General features: G+C 68.8%; 17 protein-coding genes and 3 pseudogenes. 11 read left to right on the top strand and 9 right to left on the bottom strand.

Annotated elements, in window-relative coordinates:
• Positions 1-88: 88 nt before the first annotated feature.
• Together OG933_RS06955 and OG933_RS06960 are read right to left on the bottom strand one after the other, a co-directional pair.
• Positions 89-211 carry a hypothetical protein gene (locus OG933_RS06955; protein ID WP_327186426.1) on the bottom strand — a complete coding sequence of 41 codons (123 nt, stop codon included), beginning with the start codon at positions 209-211 and terminating at the stop codon, positions 89-91.
• Positions 212-296: 85 nt separating this feature from the next.
• Positions 297-2,239: pseudogene (locus OG933_RS06960) on the bottom strand (Tn3 family transposase); the annotation flags it as partial.
• A 49-nt stretch (positions 2,240-2,288) separates the two neighbouring features.
• On the opposite strand from OG933_RS06960, the pseudogene OG933_RS06965 reads away from it, so the two are divergent.
• From OG933_RS06965 to OG933_RS06990, 6 genes and pseudogenes are all read left to right on the top strand, one after another.
• Positions 2,289-2,435: pseudogene (locus OG933_RS06965) on the top strand (universal stress protein); the annotation flags it as partial.
• A gap of 140 nt (positions 2,436-2,575) precedes the next feature.
• Positions 2,576-3,175 (top strand): hypothetical protein, encoded by a 600-nt coding sequence (locus tag OG933_RS06970; protein WP_327186424.1) that lies wholly within the window; start codon positions 2,576-2,578, stop codon positions 3,173-3,175.
• Between the two features lie 30 nt (positions 3,176-3,205).
• A complete protein-coding gene (locus OG933_RS06975; protein ID WP_327186423.1) occupies positions 3,206-4,606 on the top strand; it encodes a nicotinate phosphoribosyltransferase in 1,401 nt (466 codons plus the stop codon).
• An 11-nt stretch (positions 4,607-4,617) separates the two neighbouring features.
• A complete protein-coding gene (locus tag OG933_RS06980) occupies positions 4,618-4,905 on the top strand; it encodes a DUF1876 domain-containing protein (protein WP_171395365.1) in 288 nt (95 codons plus the stop codon).
• 199 nt (positions 4,906-5,104) lie between these two features.
• Positions 5,105-6,013 (top strand): DUF1918 domain-containing protein, encoded by a 909-nt coding sequence (locus OG933_RS06985; protein ID WP_327186422.1) that lies wholly within the window; start codon positions 5,105-5,107, stop codon positions 6,011-6,013.
• Positions 6,014-6,081: 68 nt separating this feature from the next.
• On the top strand, positions 6,082-6,723 hold the full coding sequence (locus OG933_RS06990; protein ID WP_327186421.1) for a hypothetical protein: 642 nt from the start codon (positions 6,082-6,084) through the stop codon (positions 6,721-6,723).
• A gap of 257 nt (positions 6,724-6,980) precedes the next feature.
• On the opposite strand, the pseudogene OG933_RS06995 reads toward OG933_RS06990, so the two are convergent.
• A pseudogene (locus tag OG933_RS06995) lies at positions 6,981-7,817 on the bottom strand (IS481 family transposase).
• Positions 7,818-7,953: 136 nt separating this feature from the next.
• Positions 7,954-8,814 (bottom strand): SDR family oxidoreductase, encoded by an 861-nt coding sequence (locus OG933_RS07000; RefSeq protein WP_327186420.1) that lies wholly within the window; start codon positions 8,812-8,814, stop codon positions 7,954-7,956.
• A gap of 90 nt (positions 8,815-8,904) precedes the next feature.
• Here OG933_RS07000 and OG933_RS07005 point away from each other — a divergent pair, with 90 nt between their 5' ends.
• From OG933_RS07005 to OG933_RS07025, 5 genes are all read left to right on the top strand, one after another.
• Positions 8,905-9,633 carry a TetR/AcrR family transcriptional regulator gene (locus OG933_RS07005; protein WP_327186419.1) on the top strand — a complete coding sequence of 243 codons (729 nt, stop codon included), beginning with the start codon at positions 8,905-8,907 and terminating at the stop codon, positions 9,631-9,633.
• A gap of 386 nt (positions 9,634-10,019) precedes the next feature.
• Positions 10,020-10,919, top strand: coding sequence for a universal stress protein (locus OG933_RS07010; RefSeq protein ID WP_327186418.1), 900 nt, complete (start codon positions 10,020-10,022; stop codon positions 10,917-10,919).
• Positions 10,920-10,971: 52 nt separating this feature from the next.
• The gene (locus OG933_RS07015) at positions 10,972-13,383 is read left to right on the top strand and encodes a glycoside hydrolase family 65 protein (RefSeq protein WP_405625948.1); all 2,412 of its coding nucleotides are present in this window, start codon (positions 10,972-10,974) and stop codon (positions 13,381-13,383) included.
• Positions 13,384-13,490: 107 nt separating this feature from the next.
• Positions 13,491-14,369: a potassium channel family protein gene (locus OG933_RS07020; protein WP_327186416.1), complete on the top strand. Its 879-nt coding sequence runs from the start codon at positions 13,491-13,493 to the stop codon at positions 14,367-14,369.
• Between the two features lie 126 nt (positions 14,370-14,495).
• Positions 14,496-14,900: a DUF302 domain-containing protein gene (locus OG933_RS07025; protein ID WP_327186415.1), complete on the top strand. Its 405-nt coding sequence runs from the start codon at positions 14,496-14,498 to the stop codon at positions 14,898-14,900.
• Between the two features lie 408 nt (positions 14,901-15,308).
• Here the strand turns inward: OG933_RS07025 and OG933_RS07030 are convergent, their stop codons facing one another.
• The 5 genes from OG933_RS07030 to OG933_RS07050 all read right to left on the bottom strand — a co-directional run bounded on the left by OG933_RS07030 (position 15,309) and on the right by OG933_RS07050 (position 20,412).
• Entirely contained in the window at positions 15,309-16,463 is a 1,155-nt protein-coding gene (locus OG933_RS07030) for a hypothetical protein (RefSeq protein ID WP_405625952.1), read from the bottom strand.
• Positions 16,464-16,502: 39 nt separating this feature from the next.
• Positions 16,503-17,183, bottom strand: a complete 681-nt coding sequence (locus OG933_RS07035) for a restriction endonuclease (protein ID WP_405625955.1) — start codon at positions 17,181-17,183, stop codon at positions 16,503-16,505.
• Between the two features lie 44 nt (positions 17,184-17,227).
• Entirely contained in the window at positions 17,228-17,902 is a 675-nt protein-coding gene (locus tag OG933_RS07040) for a restriction endonuclease (RefSeq protein ID WP_405625957.1), read from the bottom strand.
• A complete protein-coding gene (locus OG933_RS07045; RefSeq protein ID WP_405625960.1) occupies positions 17,902-18,114 on the bottom strand; it encodes a hypothetical protein in 213 nt (70 codons plus the stop codon). The genes OG933_RS07040 and OG933_RS07045 overlap by 1 nt, the downstream gene beginning before the upstream one ends.
• An 834-nt stretch (positions 18,115-18,948) precedes the next feature.
• Complete coding sequence (locus OG933_RS07050) at positions 18,949-20,412, bottom strand: UvrD-helicase domain-containing protein (RefSeq protein ID WP_405625962.1); 1,464 nt, start codon at positions 20,410-20,412, stop codon at positions 18,949-18,951.
• Positions 20,413-20,827 lie beyond the last annotated feature (415 nt).

Below are 20,827 nucleotides of genomic sequence, written 5' to 3' on the forward strand. Positions count from 1 at the left end.
TGGAGGCTTTGAAGCTGGACGCTGAGCTTGACTCTGGTCCGAAAATGAAGGCTGATCCCAGGTCAGTGAGGTGACTGGTGGGCTGTGTTCAGGGGGCCTCGATGGGGTCGAAGCGGACGGCCATCGGCGCGTCCCTGCGGTCGGCGGCGAACCGCTCGTTGGCCTCCCGCAGGTGCTCCCTAATCTCGTCGTGCGAGTCGGTCACGGTCATACCGGCGCCCCCTTCTCACTGCCCCGCCGGTCGGCGGTGGTCTTCTCGAAGTACAACGACCCGCCCCGGACGGCGGATGCGGCGCTCACTCCTCCTGGCCGTCGTCGTCATCGTCGAGGTCGATGGCATCCGGGTCGCGCAGGGGCCGCAGCCCCTTCACCGGCTGGGAGGCGGTGAAGTTGTACCGGCCCAGGACGTTCAGATTCTTGTGCTTGAGCGGGGAGAGCCGGGCGACGTCCTCGTCGCGGATCTCGTGGCCCTCCGCGCGGAGCTGGGCGACGGCGGCGTCGATGTAGCGCGTCGTCCACAGGACCACGGCGTTCAGCACGAGCCCCAGCGCCCCGAGCTGGTCCTCCATCCCGTCCCGGTACGCCTGGTGGATGGTGCCCTTCTTGCCGTGGCAGATGTCGCGGGCGAGCTTGTGGCGGGATTCCTGGACGGTGAGCTGTTTGTGCATCTGGCGGCGGTAGGTGTCGTCGACCGGGTCGACGACGGCGAGCAGGTGCAGGGTTTTGGCGATGCGCCCGTACTCGGCGAACGCCTGCCCCAGCGGGGCGGGATGCCCCTCTCTGCCGAACATCCTCAGCAGGTCGTAGGCGCGGACCTGGTTGGTGACCAGGGAGCCGGCGACCCGCAGCATGTCCGGCCAGTGCGTGATCACCTTCTTCACGTTCACCTTGCTCCGCGCGATCGCCTCCAGCGGCCCGTACTCGCCGGCCGTCTCGGCGCCGGGCATCTGGGCCTTCCAGAACCGCTGGTCTTGAAGGTCCTTGAAGCGCGGGGAGAAGCGGTAGCCGAGCAGCTTGAAGATGCCGAAGACCATGTCGGAGCAGGAGGCGTTATCGGTGGCGACCATCTCCGGCTTCACTCCGCCGTCCAGGTTCAACAAGGCGTCCAGGATGAACAGGGAGTCACGCGGGGTGCCGGGCACCACCATCTGCCCGATGCCGATGACCTGGTCGTTGATGGCGTTCAACCATGTGATGCCGGTCTTCTTCGCGAAGTACTTGGGTGAGGGGGCGGCGTTGATGGTGCGGACGGGGACGACGAACCGCAGGCCGTCGACGGAGGCCAGCAGCCCCTTTCCCCAGTGCTCGACGATGGGCACCTGGGCCTGGGCGGCGATCAGGGCCGCGTTCGCCGCGGCGATGGTGTCGGCGCGCAGATAGTACTGGTCGACGTGGACCAGCCGGGAGCGGGTCAGAGCCTCGTGGTTGGGGTTGATGACCGGAGTCATCCCGATGTTGCACGCCTCGCTCACCAGCAGGGCGACGACCGAGGTGGTCAGGTCCTTCATCCGGGTTCTGCCGTCGCCCAGATGCACGAAAGCGTCCAGGAACCCGGTCCATGAGTAGACCTCGAACAACAGGTCCGGCAGGTCGATCTTCGGAAGCATCTTCTCGACACGCTCGCGCAGCCACTTCAGCGACTTCGGCTCACCCAGCGCATGGAGCTTCTCCACGTTCAGCTTCGCCCGGCCGTTGGGCTGCACCTCGATGCTGATCTTCGCGTCGGCGCCCGCCTCCTGAAGGCGCTCGGCCATCTGCTTCCACGTCGCGTCCAGCACGGCGACGAGTTCCCGAAGGTGCTGTTCGGCGTCCTCGTCCAGGCTCAGGCCCGCCAGGACGTCCTCACGCACCGCCTCCCACCCCTTGCCCTGAAGCAGCCGGGCTCGCGGGTCGGACCAGCGGTGCGAGGGCGAGGCGAAGATGTCGCGGCGCCTCAGCGCGCCGAACAGCTGTGCTCCAGCACACACACCACGTACGCATCACGGTCCACCGCCCCCTGCGGCAGCTCCGCGTTCGCGTACACGGCCTTGCGCCAGTGCGCCGGCACCAGCTTGTCGTCGACCTCGCGCGGCAGCAGCGGCTTCTCGCCCACCTTCCGCCGGGAGAGAGCCGGGAGCCGCTGCACCCCGGTGAGGATCCGTCTGCCGGCGGGCGCCGCGTCCAGCGCCTTCGACTCACCCAGCAGCGACAGGAACGGCCTGACGGTGTTGTAGCGCAGCGCCAGCGCCCCACGCAGCGCGGTCTCCGCCGTGCCGTCGTCCTCCGGCACCAGGCTCACCACCGTGGCCGCCGCGCTGGACGCGGCGTCGGAAGCGGACCTGCTGGTCGTCGGCGCCCGCAGGCGCCACGGGCACGCGGGCCCGCAGCTGGGACTGATCAATCACGCACTACTGCATCACGCGCCGTGTCCCGTCGCGGTCGTTCCCCAGATATGACCGACGTGACCGCGGTCTGCGGAAGCGGACCAGGCCGGAAATCGGTTGGACAGGGACTTTCGGCCCTGTGCCCCGAGCCCGCTGCCGTTCGACGGTGGGAGCAGGTGGGGGACGGCCGGCGAGTTGCTGGAGGCCGACTCATGAGCGCACAAGGTTCGCCGTACGCATCCGGTCCGCCGCCCAAGCGCGGCGATCACGCGGCCCAGGGCTCCCTGAGCCGTACGTCCGACAGGCTCGAGCGCTGGCTCCGCCGCGTCCTGATGGTCGTACTCGTCGTCGGGCTGCCGGCAGCCGCGGTCAGCACGGGACTGACGGCGTACGAGGCGTCGATGCGCACCGTACGGGTCCAGGCGGCGGAACGGCACCAGGTCACCGCCCGACTGACAGTGGGCGTCAGGAGCGAAGACGACTGGGCGAAGCGACCGGCGCAGGTGAGCTGGACCGACACCAGCGGTGTCGTGCGAACGGGAACGGCCCTCGTGAAGCCGGGAACTCCCAAGGGCGCCACCGTGCGTGTGTGGGTGACCCGGGACGGAATCGTCACCAGTCCGCCGGTGAGCACGCTCAATGCGACGACCAGTGGCTGGATCGTGGGCGGTATGGCGGCGTTCGGCGTGGCCGCCGGGTCCTACGCGGCCTGGGCGGGGATGCGCCTGGTCCTGGACCGGAGAAGGTATGCGCGGTGGGACGCCGAGTGGGACCTGGTGGAACCGCAGTGGTCCGCGCGCTTCCGCCGGTGACGAGCAGGAGCCCGGACGGAAGCCCAGGAGGTGACACCGATGTCGGATGCAACGACCACCGATCTGTACGAAGTCACGATGGCCATGTCCTACCTGCGGGAGGGGATGACCGGCCCGGCGACGTTCAGCCTCTTCGTCCGCAACCTGCCCCCTGAACGCGGCTTCCTGGTGGCGGCGGGGCTCGAATCAGCACTCGACTACCTGGCCGGCTTTCATGTCGGCCCCGAGGACGTCGACGCCTGCGCTTCCGCGCTCCACCGGCCGCCAGGGGACCTGGAGCCGCTGCTCGGCCTGACGTTCACCGGCCAGGTGCGGGCGGTCCCGGAGGGGCGGATCGTGTTCGCGGGTGAGCCGCTGCTGGAGGTGACCGCACCACTTCCGCAGGCGCAGTGGGTCGAGTCGTATGTGCTCAACCGACTCAGCCATCAGACGGCGATCGCTTCGAAGGCCGCACGCTGCGTGCTCGCGGCCGCTGGTCACCCGGTCGTCGACTTCTCCCTGCGGCGCACCCACGGTCCGCAGGCGGGGTTCCAGGCCGCTCGGCTGGGGGCGATCGTCGGCTTCGCCGGGACCAGCAACGTGGCGGCGGCCACCGCGGAGGGCATACCCGCCGTCGGCACCATGGCTCACTCCTTCGTGGAGGCGTTCGCCTCGGAGGAGGAGGCGTTCCGCGCCTTCGCCCGGTGCCATCCCGGCCCGGTGACCCTGCTGGTGGACACCTACGACACGGAGGAAGGCGTCCGTGTCGCGGCACGCGTCCTGCGGGACCTGGACCGCGGGCCCGGCTCCGCCGTGCGGCTGGACAGCGGCGACCTCGGGGAACTGGCGGTACGGGCCCGGTCGATCCTTGACGACGCGGGGCTGCCGGACGTGCGGATCGTCGCCAGTGGTGGTCTCGACGAGTACGCCGTGGACGACCTCGTGCGCTCCGGGGCACCGATCGACACGTACGCCGTGGGCACCCGTGTCGGTGTGTCGGCCGACGCACCGTACCTGGACTCCGCGTACAAGCTGGTCGAGTCCGACGGCCACCCGGTGATGAAGCTCTCATCGGCGAAGGTGACGGCACCCGGCCGCAAACAGGTCTTCCGCCGCCCCGGCTGCGCCGACGAGATCGCTCTCGCCGACGAGCAGCCCCCCGACGACAGCGTTCCGCTGCTGGAGACGGTGATGCGGAACGGGCGGCGCACCGGCAGGAAGCCCACGCTCGACGAGTGCCGGGAGAGACTCGCCGCGGACATGGGTGAGCTGCCCTCGGCCGCCCGCCGGATCCGAGCGCCCGTCGCACCTCGGGCGACGACCTCCGAGCGACTGAGCGTACTCACGGCCCGCGTCCGGCAACGCATCGAGGACCAGATGCCGGCCGCCTCCGCACGGCCTGAAGCCCCAGAACGAACCCCGTCCGGATCGCATCGGTCCGTACCGAGGTGAGGAGGAAAGCGATGCCACATACGTTGGAATGGACGGTTCGTCTTCATCTGTTCGAGGACGACGCGGGAACGACGAAGGCACATCTGACCCTGGACACCGGCACCACAGAACTCACCGGTCACGGGACCGCGCACTGCCATCCGGCGGACTCGAACGTGCCGGAGATCGGTGACGAACTGGCAACGGGCCGGGCCATGAACGACCTGGCCAGGCAACTACTGAAGACCGCAGAGCGCGACATCAAGGGCATGGGCGCACCGCAGCCACACGGCGGGGAGGTCGCCGGGTGGCCCACGTGACCGACGGCGAGCCCGAAGTCAGAAGTCGAGGGACCAGCCATGACACCTCCCGCGCACGGCACAGCAGAGGTGGGCTTCCGGCAGCCCTGCGGGAACTGTAGCCAGTCGGCGCAGCCTCCCAGGCTGATCGGTCCCGTGCGGCTGCCCGTCGCGCGTGGCACGTTGGATACAGCACCGTTCTGCAGAGAGGGCGGACGTCATGCGAGCTCACCTCGGCGACCAACTCGTCATCGAACGCACGACGACCGGCGCCGCCAAGCGCGACGGCGAGATCGTCGGACTCCATCACGAGGACGGAACGCCTCCTTACGACGTGCGCTGGTCGGACACGGACGAAGTGACGCTCGTGTTCCCCGGGCCCGACGCACACATCCGCCATCTCGAGCACGGCCGGCCCGAGAGCACCGGCACCCCCTCCGGCCCCGACACGGCCGAGGCGGAGGCCATGCCGGCCGGGGCCCCCGGCCCCGGTGACATCGGCCGACGCGTGGCCGTCGAACGCCACCGACAGCGGCTCAGCCGCGAGGAGACGGCCCGCCGCGCCCGGATGTCCCCCGGTTACCTGGAGTACCTGGAGGAGCGGCCTGCCGACCCGAGTGTGGCGACCCTCATCAGGCTGGCCGACGCACTGGGCACCACGGTCACCACGCTGCGCGGCGGAGGAATGGATCTGCCACCCGGCCAAGGACAGGCACTGCTGCATCCTGAACTGCGGGACCTCGGCCCGGAGGAATGCCGCACGTTGCTCTCCACCCACGGCGTGGGGCGCATCGCGGTGTCGGCGTCCGACGGCCGCCCGGCGGTCGTGCCGGTCAACTACGAGGTCGTCGATGACGCGATCGTCTTCCGGACCGCGCCGGACTCCACGCCCGCGGCAGCCGTCGGAACCGAGGTCGCCTTCGAGGTCGATCACATGGACGAGGCCCTGAGTCAGGGCTGGAGTGTCCTCGCCGTCGGCCCCGCGAGCGTCGTGACGGAGCCTGACTCCGTGCGCAGGCTCACCGAACACGCCCACACCACGCCATGGCCGGGCGGTGAACGCGAGATGTGGGTGTCGATCCGGCCCGCGCACCTCACGGGCCGCCGCATCACTCCAGCCGATGGATGACCAGGCAGTCGCGGGCCGGGCCAGTGAAGAGCGCTTCCGTCCCGACTGCTGCTATCTCTGGCAGAGCCGTGCTTTCCCTGTTGAACCTGAGGGCCGCCATCGCCCACGCGGGCTGGCACCCGGAAACCCGGTTACTGCCCGACCTCACCGACCGGGCACTCCTCGCGAGCGTACGGTTGGCCGGCCGTACGAAGGATGTGAGCGGCCTCGGCGCGCTGTATCCGGCGATCCGCCAACGGCACAGCAGCCGATACCCGTTCGAGGTGAGACAGATCCCCGAGGCCGTGCGGGCGGCGCTCGCCGCGAGTGCTCGCGTCGAAGGAGCGGCACTGACGTTTCCCGACTCATGGCATCTGTGGGAAGTGCTGGAACTGGTTCAGGAAGCCGAGGCCCGCAACATCACCGACCGCCGCAGCGAGCAGGACCTGGCCCGGTGGACGCGTATCGACGCCCCGTCGGTGAGCACCGCCGACGACGGAGTCCCGCACTACGCCTTCGGGCCGCGCAAGCGCGGCGGCAAGGCGCCCATGCGTGACTTCGCGGGCCCCCGACAGGTGGCGGGACGTGACACGGCGGACTTCGAGCAGAACCCTCAGCTGGCGCTCATCAGCACGGATCACGACCGCCCGGAGGACTGGCTCCGCGCCGGCCAGGCGATGGAACGCTCCTGCTGCTGGCCACCCACGACGTCCTCGCCAGCTCCTTCGTGACCCAGTCTCTCGAATGGACGGACCCGCGCTGGCCAGTGCGCGACCCGATGGCCGGGACGGGCTACACACAGGTCCTGCTGCGCCTGGGCTGCGGCCCCAACGGTCCCGGCACGCCGCGCCGCCCTGTGTCGGAAGGTACTCGACATCGAAGCGTGACCCTGGACTGTCCACGTCCGGGGTTCACACCCGGACGTGGGGGCGGACCGTGACCCAGGGAGTGGTCATGTGCTCCTGGGCGCTCACCGCCCTCTCCTCGGCTAGCTGTATTGACCCGCAGGGTTGTTGACGCGGCTGATGGGTGGTTGGCCGTCGAGTGCGGTGTGGCACCGGTGGTAGTTGTAGGTGTGGAGGAAGTCCGCCAGGGCTTCGGTGCGTTCGGCGTTGCTGGCGTACGGGCGCACGTATGCCCATTCGTCGAGCAGGGTGCGATTTAGGCGCTCCACCTTGCCGTTCGTCTGCGGGCGATAGGGGCGCGTGCCCTTATGGACGATGTCGGCGGCGCTGAGAGTCTGGCCGAACAGCGGGATCTGTAGCAGGAGCCGTTGTCGGTAAGGACGCGCTCGACGGTGATGCCATGCTCGGCGAAGAAGGTATTCGCACGCTGCTGGAAAGAGGCCGCGGTCTCTTTGCGTTCGTCGGTCAGAACCTCGCTGCACGCGAGCCGGGAGTGATCGTCGCCGGCTGTGTGGACGAACCTGTAGCCGATCACGGGACTGCCGCCCCTACGCGCGTCGGTTGTGGCCTGCCGATTGCCGGCGGCCTGCTGGCGGGGCATGATCCGATGTCCGCCGCCGTCGGGAATGTTGCCGAGCTTCTTGATGTCGACGTGGACCAGTTCGCCGGGACGTGATCGTTCGTAGCGTCGGACGATCTGACCGGTGGGTCCAGTCGACCCCTGACGACGCCGGTCCATCCAGCGCGCGGTCATACAACCCCGGATCGCCTTCGGCTCGCCAGCGCCGTACCCATTTGTGGGCTGTGGTGCGGGAGACGCCCATTTCTTCGGCGACGTGGGCGATGGGGCTGCCAGCGCGGACCCCATCGACCAGGAGCCGTCTGCCGTGGATGCTCAGCCGGGCATGGGGATGGGGCATGGGAAACCTCTGGGATGGTGTGGAGTCTGGGCTTGTGCCCGAGGCCGCCGATCTGGTGATCGACGTCCTCGGGCGACAGCGGACGAGGCTTTGTGGGCGGCGAGTCAGGCCGGGCTGTCTGCGCGCCCCACTGGATCTATTCGGCCCAGGCACGCTCCAGCTGGGTACGGAAGGTGGCGGGCTTTCGCCCGATCAGCTCGGCCAGCGTCGAGTCGACAGCGGTGAACTCGCCATTCCGCGACGCGGCGAAGATGCTCAGCATCAGGTCGGCGATCGGGACCGGGGCGCCGTGCGCCAGGACCTGCTCTCGGAAGACGTCGTCGGGGACGACGGTGCGGGTGAAGGGCCGTTTGGTGGCCTCGGACGCGATCTCGGCGATGGTGTCGAAGTCGAGCGCCGCCGGGCCTGTGAGCGGCGGGGTGGGCCCCTCGAAGCGGGCCTCCTCGGCGAGGATCACCGCAGTGGCCTCGGCGAGGTCGTCGTGGGCGGTCCAGGCGACGGGGCCGTCGGCAGGGAGGGCGATGTCGCCGGTGTGGCGGGCGGGCTCCAGGAACTGCAGGGCGCTGGAGGCGTAGAAGCCGTTGCGCAGCGCGGTCCAGGGCAGGCCGGTGGCGTGCAGCAGGTCCTCGGTCTGGGCGTGGTCGCGGCATGCCTGGAAGCGGGCGTCGTGGGCGGCGCCCATCTGGCTGGTGTAGAGGATGCGGCCGACGCCGGCCTGCACGGCGGCGTCGATGGCGGCGCGGTGGCCGCTGACGCATTCCTGGCCTATGCGGTCGAGGGAGACGAGGAGCAGTTGCTCGGCGCCCTCGAAGGAGTGTGCGAGCGAGGTGGGGTCGTCGAAGCTGCCCTGACGGACGCGGACGCCGCGGTCGGCGAGGTCCTGGGCCTTGCGGGGGTCGCGGACGCTGATGCCGACGCGGTCGGCGGGGACGCGCTCCAGGAGGCGCTCGACGGTGCGGCGGCCGAGCTTTCCGGTGGCTCCGGTGACGATGATCATTGAGTTCTCCACAAACCGTTTCCGATGGAATCACGGTAACGTTAACACTGGAAATTTCCGATGGAACCAGATTCTCGGTACCATCGGTTCATGGCTACGCGCGACTCAACCGGCAGCCCTCGGCGCCGCATCGTCGAGGCCGCCGTCGAGCTGCTGGAGAACGGCGGCCCTGACGCGGTGAGCACCCGCGCGGTGGCGGCCGCGGCCGGAATGCAGCCGCCGGCGATCTACCGCCTCTTCGGCGATAAGGAGGGGCTTCTTGAGGCCGTCGTCGAGCACGGCTACGCGCAGTTCCTGGAGAGAAAGCGCGCGCAGCTCGACCCCGCTCCACAGGACCCGGTGGAGGAGCTTCGCCGGGGCTGGGACATGGTGGTCGAGTTCGGGGTCTCCAGCCCCGAGCTGTTCGCGGTGATGAACCGGGCCGTCGGCCGGGGACCGGACGCAGCACACCGCGCGGGCTTGGAGATCCTCCATGGGCGGGTGCGTCGGCTGGCGGCCGGGGGGTGGTTGCGGGTCGACGAGGAGCTGGCCGCCCAGATCATCCAGGCAACCGGCCAGGGCGCGGTCACCACCTGGCACTCCACCCCTGCGGACCGCCGCAATCCGGCGCTGTTGACCGTCCTGCGCGAGTCCATGGTCGCGGCTGTTACTCGCGCCGAGCCGGTGGTCCCCGCCTCGGAGTCCGGTCCCCCCGCGGCGGCCCGCGCGCTGCGCGCCGCCCTCCCCGACGGTGCCGATGTCCTGAGCGACGCCGAGCAGCGCCTGCTGCGTGAGTGGCTCACGCGCCTGGCGGCGGACGGTGGCGCGCCACATGCCTGATCACGCGTCAGGCGCCCTCCTGCAGGTTGAACCTCCCGAGGAGAGATCGTGCGATGAAGCGGCGTCTACGGGATGAGACGGTGGGCGACCACGCGACTCCGGCTGGCTTTCCCTTGCCCATAACGTGCCGCCAACCTTGATCACGTCTTTGCCGCCCACTGTTGACAACGCTCGTGGTCAAGACACATCACATGTCCAGGTCCTTGAGGAGCGCGTCGGGTGGTTGGTCGGGCCGTACGTCTCCAGCGTTGTCGCGGCCCGGCGCACCGCAACCCGCCAACGGCCACCCGATCCGAGCGCCCGCCCGTATGTCGCGGCGGCGCGCGGGGGGTGCGACGGTATTCACAGGGGGTCTGTCAGCAACGGGACGGAAGGCGGTGGCCCCGATGGAACTCCCGCTGGTCGTGGGCGTCGACGGATCGGAATCCAGCCTGCTGGCGGTCGACTGGGCGGCGGACGAAGCCGCACGCCACGGACTGTCGCTGCGGCTCGTCCATGCCTCCCTCTGGGAGCGTTACGAAAGAGTCAGGCCCTCCTTCAGCACCGATCGCCCCGCCGGAGAGGTCATGGCGCAGGACATCGTCGCCTCCTGCGCGGAACGCGCCCGGCTTCGCGACCCCGAGGTGAAGGTGTCCGCCGACGTAGTGGCCGCCGACGCGGTCTCCACGCTGCTGCGGGCCGGGTCCGAGGCGTTCGCCCTGGTCACGGGCGCACGTGGGCGCGGCGAGGTCGCCGGGCTGCTGCTGGGGTCGGTCAGCCTCACGGTGGCGGCTCATGCCATGTGCCCGGTCGTCGTCGTCCGAGGCGAGGAGCGCAACCTCCGGGGGTTCCTCGGCCGGGTCGTGGTGGGAGTAGGCGATGTGACCGGCGGCACGGGTGCCGTACGGTTCGCCGCCCGCGAGGCCGAGGCGCGGGGCTGCGCCCTGACCGCCGTACGGGCCTGGCGCAGTCCGGACCACGCGCCGGGCTCCCCTCCCGCGGAGTCCGTCCCGGGGGACCCCCGGCTCGCGATGGACGCCGCGGGGACGCCCGAGGAGCAAGTCTCGGCTCACCTCGACGACGCGCTGCGCGAGGTCGTACGGGAGCACCCCGAGGTTGAGGTCAGCCGGCGCGCGGTCGAGGGCCCCGCCCACCGTGTCCTGCTGGAGGCATCGGCCGATGCCGACCTGATCGTCGTCGGCGCTCAGCGCCGGCACGGGCACTTCGGTCTGCAACTCGGCAGCGTCGCCCACGCGCTGCTGCACCACTCCGCCTGCCCGGTCGCCGTCGTCCCTCACCTGGTCTGAGGTCGCCGTGCGGGCTCGGCTCCCCCGACTTCCGAACTGAGGAGGGCCACGGATGGCGGAGTGGACGTGGGAGTGGAAGGGGTACGACCCCGCTGCCGAACAGCTGCGGGAGTCGCTCTGCACGCTCGGCAACGGCTACTTCGCCACACGAGGTGCGGTGCCCGAGTGCCGGGCAGGCCTGGTGCACTACCCGGGAACCTACGCGGCCGGATGCTACAACCGCCCGGAGTCGACGGTTGCGGGACGACAGGTGGTGAACGAGGACCTGGTCAACCTGCCGAACTGGCTGCCCCTGCGGTTCCGCCTGCGCCGCGCCGAGGGTGCGTGGGGCCCCTGGTTCTCCCCTCATCCGCGCACCCTCCTGGACCACCGGCACACCCTGGATCTGCGCCACGCCACGCTCACCCGCGCCTTCCGCCACCGGGACGAGAAGGCAGGCGTGGTCGCTGTCGAGCAGACCCGCCTGGTGCACATGGAAGATCCTCATCTGGCCGCGCTGCGGACGGTCTTCACCGCCGAGGGCTGGTCGGGAGATGTCGAAATCGAGTCCTGCCTCGACGGTGAGGTACACAACGGCAATGTGCACCGTTACCGTGCCCTCAACCACCACCAGCTGACCCAGGTGCGGACCGGGGCGCGGGAACCCAGCACGGTCTGGCTGACATGCCGGACCAGCGCCTCCGACATCGGTGTCGCCATGGCCGCCCGGACGGTCGTCACCGACCTGCCACCGGCCTCGTCGGAGCTCCGCCCAGGCCGCCACCGTGCCGTCCACCGCCTGGTGGTCCCGCTCGCTCCCGGCCGTCCCGTCGCCGTGGAGAAGACCGTGGCGGTCCACACCTCACGCGACACGGCGATCAGCGATCCTCTCAGCGCGGCGGTCGACCGGGTGTCCTCGGCCGCGGACTTCGCGGCCCTGCTGAACTCCCACGTCGCGGCCTGGGAGCGGTTGTGGCGGCGCGCGGAGATCCAGGTGCCCGGTCAGTCCGGGCGAGTCCTGCGCTTCCACCTCTTCCACCTCCTGCAGACACTGTCCCCGCACACTACGGATCTGGACGTGGGCGTCCCGGCCCGGGGGCTGCACGGCGAGGCGTACCGCGGCCACGTGTTCTGGGACGAGCTGTTCGTCCTGCCCTACCTCAACCTGCACTTCCCGGAGGTCTCCCGGGCCCTGCTGAACTACCGGTACCGACGCCTCCCACGGGCCTGCCGGGCCGCCGCCGCGATCGGCCGGGCCGGGGCGATGTACCCCTGGCAGAGCGGCAGCGACGGCCGCGAGGAGACCCAGGAGTGGCATCTCAACCCCCGCTCGGGTCGCTGGCTGCCGGACCACTCCCATCTCCAGCACCACGTGGGCTCGGCGATCGCGTACAACGTGTGGCAGTACTGCGAGGCCACCGGTGACACCGAGTTCCTGCACACCAGAGGTGCGGACATGCTGCTGCAGATAGCCCGCTTCTGGGCGGACCTCGCGGTCTTCGACCCCGCGACGGAGCGCTACCACATCCGCGGAGTCGTCGGCCCCGACGAGTACCACGACGCCTACCCGGGCGCCGCTCAGCCAGGGCTGGAGGACAACGCGTACACCAACGTCACCGCCGCCTGGGTGCTCGGCCGCGCCCTGGATCTACTGTGGCGCCTTCCCGTCTGGCGCCGGGAGGAGCTGCGCGATCGCATCCGGCTGGACGACGACGAACTTCCGAAGTGGGAGGAGATCTCCCGACGGTTGTGGGTGCCGTTCCACCGTGGCGTGATCAGCCAGTTCGAGGGCTACGACGATCTGGCCGAGCTGGACTGGGACGCCTACCGAACGCGCTACGACGGCATCCGGCGGCTGGACCGGATCCTGGAGGCCGAGGGCGACACGGTCAACCGCTATAAGGCGTCCAAGCAGGCCGACGTCCTCATGCTCGGCTACCTGTTCTCACCCGGCGAGCTGCGGCAGCTGTTCAGGCGTCTCGGCTACGACCTGGACGACGAGGTCTGGCGCGGGACCGTCGACTATTACCTCCGGCGCACCAGCCACGGCTCCACACTCAGCGGCCTCGTCCACGGCCTGGTCCTCGCCAAGGCCAGACGAGCCGAGGCATGGCAGTACGTCCAGGAGGCCCTGGAGGCAGACATCGCTGACATACAGGGCGGCACAACTGGCGAAGGCATTCATCTCGGGGCCATGGCCGGAACCCTCGACCTGGTCCAGCGCGGCCTGACCGGACTGGAGACGCGCGAGGACGCGCTGTGGCTGGACCCCGTGCCTCTTCCCGCACTCTCCGAGTACGGATTCTCGCTGCGCTATCGCGGCCACTGGGGGGTGCGCATACGGCGCCTGAGCGGGCGGCTGGAGATCGGCGTGCCCGACTCGGAGGAGTCAGCGATCCGCGTGGTGCTGGCGGACCGGGCCGTGACCGTGGTACCTGGGGAGACCTGCACGCTCGTTCTGTCGGCGGATGATCCGAGCGAATGAGCGTGGCGTCGGCGCATCCGCACCGTCACGCGCCGCACACGGCCTAGGCTTGGCCCGGGCTCCGCAGCGGGTTTCCGTTTCATGCCAGAGCGCCGTGGGAGACGCGGATGAAGTGGTTGGTCTCGCTGGTCGGTGTCGGACTCGTCATGGTGACCCTGCGGGACCTTTTCCACACCCTCTGGCACCCCACGCGCCACGGTGGTCTGAGCCGCCTCGTGATGACGGCACTGTGGCGCCTCGCCCGGCGTTTCCGTGCGCCCGGCCGCGTGGTCGGGCTCGTCGGGCCGCTGGCCATGGTCACGGTCGTGAGCATGTGGGCCGTCACCGTCATCCTCGGCTGGGCGATCGTCTACTGGCCCCACATGCCCGGGGCGTTCACCTTCGCCCCCGGTTCCCAGGCGGCGCAGGAACCGGCGCTACTCGACTCCGTGTATCTGTCGCTCGTCACGGTGGCCACCCTGGGGCTGGGTGACATCGCACCCGACGAGGGCTGGCTCCGTCTGGTCTCACCGCTCGAAGCCCTCATCGGTTTCGCCCTCCTGACGGCCACCGTCTCCTGGGTGCTGGAGATCTATCCGGCGCTGACCCGCAGGAGGGTCCTGGCCGTCCGACTGGCTCTGCTGCGCGACGCCGAGCCCACAACACGGCAGATCGACTGCACCGCAGGAGCACTGCTGCTGGACAGCCTGGCCACCGACGTCTCACGCGTCCGCATCGACTTCACCCAGTACGCCGAGGCGTACTACTTCCACGACGGGGAGGACCACTCGTCGCTGGCGGCCATGGTCGGCTACGCCGCCGTACTCGCCCAGCGCGGGCAGGCGGCGGTACGACCTGAGGTGCGACTGGCGGGTGCCCTGCTCGCAGGCGCGTTGAAAGACCTCGCCGGCATCCTCGACCAACGTTTCCTCCACACGGGCGGCCCGCCGACGGAAGTGTTCGCCGCATACGCCGCCGACCACGGCCGCGACGGCGCTCAGCCCTGAGCGAGCAAGGGGTGGCACTCTGAGAAGCTGGGTTCCGTCCTACGGGGCGGCCGGCCACAGGACGGGAGATCCTTTACTCGGCCGGACACCGGTCCGGCCCTCGCGACGACGAGAAAGGCCGACGCCATGCGCTACGACCGGACCGTGCAGCTCGACACCGATTTCGCCACCGCGGTCGCCCGCACCCGCGACGCCCTCGCGGAGCAGGGGTTCGGCATCCTCACCGAGATCGACGTCACCGCCACCCTCAAGGCCAAGCTCGACCACGACATGGAGGACTACGTCATCCTCGGTGCTTGCAACCCGTCTCTGGCCCACCGCGCCCTGGACACCGACCGCTCGATCGGCCTGCTGCTGCCGTGCAACGTCGTCGTCCGCCGCGACGGCGGCCACACCGCCGTACAGGTCCTCGACCCGAACACGATGATCGCGCTCACGGAACTCGACGCGCTGCGCCCGGTCGCCGAAGAGGCCACTCGGCGCCTCGACGCCGCCCTCACCTCACTCACCGCGCCCGCCACGAGCAACTGACTCACCAGCTCGGCAACAACAGGGGGGTGCCCGTATGTCTTCGGTCAAGGGAAACGGGTGGGCAAGCCGGTGTTGATGGACCGGGAGGGGGACTGGCGTCTCCGGTGCTCGGCTTCGTCGTCGAGGCTGATTGAGTCGTTCTCCTCGCGGAGCCCTGCTCAGGTGACTGCGGCCAACGGCTGGGGTGAAGGTGCTGTCGCGGAGCATCGCGAAAAGGCGTCAGCGACCGGGGGACGGCCTTGCTGACCACTTCGCACTCCGTAGGCCCCCGAAGTAACGGTTCAGCATATCGAGGATTTCGGAGCGCAGCGCAACCGAGCCAGCCTGGCCACACCCACGCCCTGCTGTCCGCCGCCAGGCAGGGCGGAGGTACTGGGCAGCACTGCTTCGTTGCTCCAGGCCGACGGCCTACCCGCGCACTGGCGAGACAGCGTCGTTCAATTCGCGCTGGCCGCTTATCACGGAGTCTCCATCAAACTGCAGAGAGATGATCCGGGAGTCGCCCACCCATTCCCGGAGGGTGTCGAGGGCAGCGGGGTCGAGCTTCGTGGTGAAGAGGAGGGCCAAGTGCTCTTTGGCCCGCGAACACGCCACGTAAAAGAGGTTCCGCGCCCTGACGAAGGCTTCCCGCTCCTTACCCTGCAGTCCGTGACGCCGGGAGAAGTTCGCCAGCATCTCGGGGATCTGGAAGCGAGTGTGCCCCTTGCTGACGACCGCTAGGACCCTGTCGAACTCCTGGCCTTTGACTCCGTGCTGCGTCGCGAAGGGCGTGCCACCGCCCAAGTGATCATGCAGCGCCAGCAGTTGCGCGTACGGCACAGCACGCAGGGCCTCGTACTCTTCCAGTCGCGCCTTGGCCTTGTCGTCGCTTTCGGCCTGCGAATCGTTGTTGGCCGGTGCCACGGACTTGCGGTGGCGTTCACGGACCTTTCCCAGTCCATCAAACAGTTGCTGGCTCAGACAGAGGTCGAGGACGTCGCCAACCGTGCCATCCTCACGGATCCTCTCCAGCTCTTTCAGGAGGGCCGCCCACGCGTGCTTGTCGGCGGGTGAGGTGAGAAGCGAGCGGTGGCCGAGCACGTCGAACATCGCGCCATAGCGCTTGTTCCGGTGATGAAGCAGTGCGGGTTCCAGGACGTCCAGGAAGAAGGCCATGATGTGGTCCTCCTTCTTCACATAGGACTCGTTGCGCCGGAAGGCTTGGTGAAGTCGCTGGTAGCCCAGTTCGCCAGCAATGGTCTCGTGCGTGAGCATCAGGATCTTCGTGCTGGGTGCTGCCGCCCGCGCTCTGTCCAAGCCATTGGAAACCTTGGTGTTCCATAGGCGTTGGCGTGCGTCTTCCAGGGCCCAGCTGCGGGCCGCATGCGCAGCATCCCAGCCTATCTGTCCCTTCCGGTGGTGGGTGAGCCTCGTGCCGGCCCAGTCGTTGGTGTGGTAGATGGCGATGCTCCCCTCACCTGCTCCCGGGCTCGTGGTCTGCTCCAGTTCAGGGCGCATCGCGTTCAGGAGATCCACCACAGCGCGCTGCGACCGGCGGTTGCGCCGTCTGTCGATCGGTTTCACGCGCGGGTCGTCGATGGTTCCGCACACCTTGCGCTGGCGTCACTGTGCCGTGCTTTGGATGCCGAGGACGTCGTAGAGGTACTCGCCGTGGGCCCATCGTTTCAATTCCGGGCGGCCCATGAGGATGAGCTGGTGATGCTGGGCGAAGTCGATCGCCGGCTGCGTGAAGCCGTTGAGCGCAATCATGATCGGGAGGTCGGCTCCGTGATGCGGGCGGGCTGTCCCGTTGAACTCCTGCAGATGACCTGACCCGACTGGGCTCTGATACTGCTTGCAAAGCACGATCAGGAGGCGGTCTTCGTCATCACGGGCAGTGATGTCTACGCCGAGGTCACCGGCGCCTCCGACCCGCCTGGGACGCCGGAATCCGTCACGGGCCAGGAGATCAGTGCACGCCTGCTCGAAACCCGTCGCACTCATCGACGAGAGCTGCTTCATCTTGAAGGTCAGCACGTCCGCTTCGATCGCATCGCCAGACGGAGCGACGAACATGTCGTCCGCGTCGGCGTAGGTGTTGGCGCCGAACAGGAACGACAGGATTCTGACGAGCAGGAGCAGCACGGGAAGTTGATCGGCTATCAGTCCCCACAGATCTCCGGTAATCCGCTGGCCGACGTCCTCGGCGAGCCACTCCCAGAGCATCTTGCCGACGGCCAGCGTGATAACCGCATACAGCAGGAACTTCAGCAGCGGGTCGAGCGTCCCGTCCTCGTCGAACACCACACCCCCCAGACGTCTGGGGCAGCGATCACGATCTTTGCCAGTCAGGCCGCACGCCTGAACCGGCTCGGGCGGGAGCGCGTGGACAGTCCGAGGAGGTCGTGCAGAGCGGCGCCGTCCTCGGCCCAGCGCCGTAGCTTCTCCCGGTCGATCCAGTGGACGCCGTGCCGGTCACCCCACGCCATAGCATCCCGGGTGAAGGCCCCATTGGTGACGACGACAGCGTGATGGGCTTTGTGGACAGGCCCGGCCGTCCCCTTCACGGCGTACATCACCGATGAGCCCACCTTCCCGCCGACGCGGGTGTGCTTGGCCTGCACCACGATCCGACCGCGCTGCGGATGGTCACCGATGACGTCGGCGGCCTGGTCGCCGCCGCCACCCACTCTGCGGGCCGGCCAGCCGTCGCGGACCAACAGATCCCGCAGGGCGTACTCGAAGCGACGGTCGTCCATGGCGTCGAAGTCAGCGAGCGTGATCAGGAGAGTGGCCAGCCGCTCCCTCTCCCGACGCCGCATCGTGGTCGCCTGCATGATCCGCCACGCCGCGACGGCTCCCGTGAGCAGGGCGAGAGCCAGCAGGGCAGGCCAGGCCGCCTTCAGCGCGCCGACCGCCGTGGCCGCCGTCCGCGCCACCAGGACGAGCACGGCCAGGGCAACCACAGCCGCTGCGCCCAGCTCTGCGGCACCACGAGGACGCCGCAGACGTAACCGTTCCATCACCGGTCGGCCGTCGCGCTGGCCGCCGGCTTCGGATCCGCTGGCGGCGTCGTGGCGGTGGACTCACTGAACCCGAACACCTGCCCCCACAGCCACACACCAGCCAGTAAGCCGGCAATCATCCAACCGCTCATGCGCTTGGCGCTCCTGGGCTTCGGATTGCGACGGATGTGCCCGCGCACCCTGTGGAACCCGTCCGGTACGTTCGCCATGTAGCCCCTCCCGTTGGCGGGCCGCAGAGTGTGGCCCCAGCAAAAGGGTGTAGCAGGGCGCACTGACAGCAACTGATGGATGATCACGACGCTGCCCCCGGTCCAGTCGCCATCAGGCCAGGAGTGCCCACACCGTCAGGCCGATCACGGGGCAGCGAGCCTGAGGCGGCTCACCTGGACGAACGCCCTTCTCAGCTCCCGAGCGGCTCACCATGCCCCTTTCCGCCAGCCCTCATACGGCGCGTGACCGCCTGTCTCCCACCTGTGGACACGTCCCCAGGCACACCAAGCGGAGCTCTGCCGACGAATGGCGAAAAGCAGCGGAAGCGCACTCACAGCCATCGTGCGCCGGAGCCGCCCCTTCGGACCGGGGTTCTGCGCCTATGACTCGGGGGGTGTCTCCGGGCCGGGAGGCGCTAGTAGGCGCTGATCAACCCACGGCCGCGACGCCTCGGCCAGCCGAGCCCTCACGGGATGAATCCACAGCGCCGGGCATCGCCCGGAACGAGGCACCGGCAACGACCCCAGCCCACGGGAGGGCAATACCAGCAAAGCCGCCGCTGGCCCCCGCCCGTGCCGAATACAACCTTGATGCCGCCAGTCAGGAAAGTCTTCTGCGGCCCGTCGTCGCCTCTCGAAGCAGTGCCGAGGGCGTCATCGTCGTACAGCGCGAAATGTGAGCAGCGCTCATCACCACCAATCACTTAGATCCAAGATCCGGACCATACCCGGACCAGCCGTCCGTAGCTTGTCGCGATCGGAGCTGTTTTCGCAGGTCAAGGTACATCTGAGCCGTGTACCACCAGCAGACGAAGAACGTTCTCGTCCTTGTCCTCACTCCGAAACGGATGAGCGGTTTTCGATCCATGCCAGTCCGCCGAGGTCGAGTCGGCTGCGGGCGCGGGTGACGGCCACGTAGGCGAGGCGGGCGTCGGTGGCGTTCACAGGTCCCGGAATCGGACGGCCTTCGTTGTCATGCTGGTCCGTGTCCTTCGGCTCCGGGAAGTCTTCTGCAATCTTCACGGCATCCCATTCGCGTCCCTTCGCCTTGTGAGCAGTCGAGACGGTGACGTCGGCGGTCGTCTCGTCTGTAAGTTCCTCAACAGCGGCGAGGATCGCGTCAGGCCCGTGGGTGTCGACGAGATCGACAAAGGGCTGGAGGTCACGGCCGGCCGGGTCGTATGCGGCGTAGTCCTGCAGTTCGCCCCAGGAGGCGAACAGCACCAGCTCCGGGTGGTTCGTACGTCGGCCGTCCTTCAGATCGCGGGCTGCGATGGCCAGCGCAGCCAACTGTTGCCCTCCCCGGGTGAGGGCGACGCGCCTACCGTCAGCGAGCAGGCGCATCACTTCCGCCATGGCGCCGATGTTGGTGCGGCACAACACCGCGTCCGGGCTGCGGATGTCGCCGATTTCGGCGGGGATGGTATCCGTGCCGGTCAGCCGGATGGGAGCGTCGGCAAGGGCGAGCCACCGGTTGGCCTGGTCGGCGATCCCGGGGCCGAAACGGAAGGAGCGTGTCAGGGTCAGCTGCGCCGCGTCGAAGCAGCTCATCACGTCGCAGGCACCGCGCCAGCCATAGATGGCTTGGGCGGAGTCACCGACCATGACCAGCTGGGCGTGGTCACGCTGGGCGGCGAAGACCTGTTCCAGGACGGGGTTCGTGTCCTGGGCCTCGTCGAGGAAGAGGAAGTCTGCTTCGATCTTCGGTGCGGTCAGGGCCCACATCTTCAGGTAATGGTCGTGTTCGAAGCGGACCACGCCCTGCTCGTGGTTCTGCAGATCTGCCCAGGCTTTCACGGCGAACGGCACGACCACATCTACCACTTGAGCGTGCTCACCGGGCGCGCCCAGGCCGCGCAAGCGTGGTACATGATGCCAGGCCGGGGCGCGGTCGGCGGAGTAGCAAAAGCGCGTCACGGTACGCACGACGGCGTGTGAAAGCGTCCGCTGGGTGATGTTGTGATCTCCGATGCGGACGGAGCGGGTGATGCCGAGGGCCTGGCCGGTTTTCCAAGCGGGCTGCCGCGGGCTGTTGAGGCGGCGGGCAAAGCGGTGGCCGAGCGCGGCGTAAGCAGTGGCATGGGCGGTTTTACACATCACGGATCGCGGGAAGCGTCCTGAGGCGTCGCGTGCGATGTCCTTGTTGAAGGCGAGATAGCGCCCTCGGCGCTTGGTGCTGGAGGCGAGCAGGCTCAGCGTGCTGGTCTTTCCAGTGCCGGCGCCGGCCTGTAGCACGAGGTGATGGCCATCTTGGAAGGCTTTGACGGCATGAGCCTGTTCGTCGGTGGGCGTGTGCAACGTGGCCTCCACGGAGGAAAACGACTAGGGGTTCGTGTGGCCTCGCCGATCGCGGTCGGCTGCGTATGAGTCAGATGCGGCCGAGCCACGACGGCGGAGCAGGATTCGGGCTGTGCAGGCCAGTAGGTCCTCGGAGGAATGGCGAGCCAATAGGCCTTCGAGTTGCGCCGTCAGTTGCTGAGAGCGTTCCCTCTCGTTCCGATCGAGGGCTGCGGTCACACTCCGGCCGACGAAGTCTCCGGGCCGCTGTCCGCCGGCGGTCGCGGCCCGGTGAATCGCCGCTCGCGCGGTACGGCTGAGCTCGAGGTTGAGGAGGACCTGCCCGAGCTGGTCGGCGTAGTGGGTGGTCAGGACGTCGATGGGAAGCAGGTGGTGCAGTCGTCGGCGCACTGATTGCAGCGCACGGCCGGGTGTC

Source organism: Streptomyces sp. NBC_00016 (assembly GCF_045040885.1).
Taxonomy (GTDB): Bacteria; Actinomycetota; Actinomycetes; order Streptomycetales; family Streptomycetaceae; genus Streptomyces; species Streptomyces coriariae.

Excerpts from the sequence above, each read along its gene's own strand:
- OG933_RS06955 (WP_327186426.1), bottom strand. The coding sequence starts at position 211 with ATGACCGTGACCGACTCGCACGACGAGATTAGGGAGCACCTGCGGGAG.
- OG933_RS06970 (WP_327186424.1), top strand. The coding sequence starts at position 2,576 with ATGAGCGCACAAGGTTCGCCGTACGCATCCGGTCCGCCGCCCAAGCGC.
- OG933_RS06980 (WP_171395365.1), top strand. The coding sequence starts at position 4,618 with ATGCCACATACGTTGGAATGGACGGTTCGTCTTCATCTGTTCGAGGAC.
- OG933_RS06985 (WP_327186422.1), top strand. The coding sequence starts at position 5,105 with ATGCGAGCTCACCTCGGCGACCAACTCGTCATCGAACGCACGACGACC.
- OG933_RS07000 (WP_327186420.1), bottom strand. The coding sequence starts at position 8,814 with ATGATCATCGTCACCGGAGCCACCGGAAAGCTCGGCCGCCGCACCGTC.
- OG933_RS07005 (WP_327186419.1), top strand. The coding sequence starts at position 8,905 with ATGGCTACGCGCGACTCAACCGGCAGCCCTCGGCGCCGCATCGTCGAG.
- OG933_RS07010 (WP_327186418.1), top strand. The coding sequence starts at position 10,020 with ATGGAACTCCCGCTGGTCGTGGGCGTCGACGGATCGGAATCCAGCCTG.
- OG933_RS07015 (WP_405625948.1), top strand. The coding sequence starts at position 10,972 with ATGGCGGAGTGGACGTGGGAGTGGAAGGGGTACGACCCCGCTGCCGAA.
- OG933_RS07020 (WP_327186416.1), top strand. The coding sequence starts at position 13,491 with ATGAAGTGGTTGGTCTCGCTGGTCGGTGTCGGACTCGTCATGGTGACC.
- OG933_RS07025 (WP_327186415.1), top strand. The coding sequence starts at position 14,496 with ATGCGCTACGACCGGACCGTGCAGCTCGACACCGATTTCGCCACCGCG.
- OG933_RS07040 (WP_405625957.1), bottom strand. The coding sequence starts at position 17,902 with ATGGAACGGTTACGTCTGCGGCGTCCTCGTGGTGCCGCAGAGCTGGGC.
- OG933_RS07045 (WP_405625960.1), bottom strand. The coding sequence starts at position 18,114 with ATGGCGAACGTACCGGACGGGTTCCACAGGGTGCGCGGGCACATCCGT.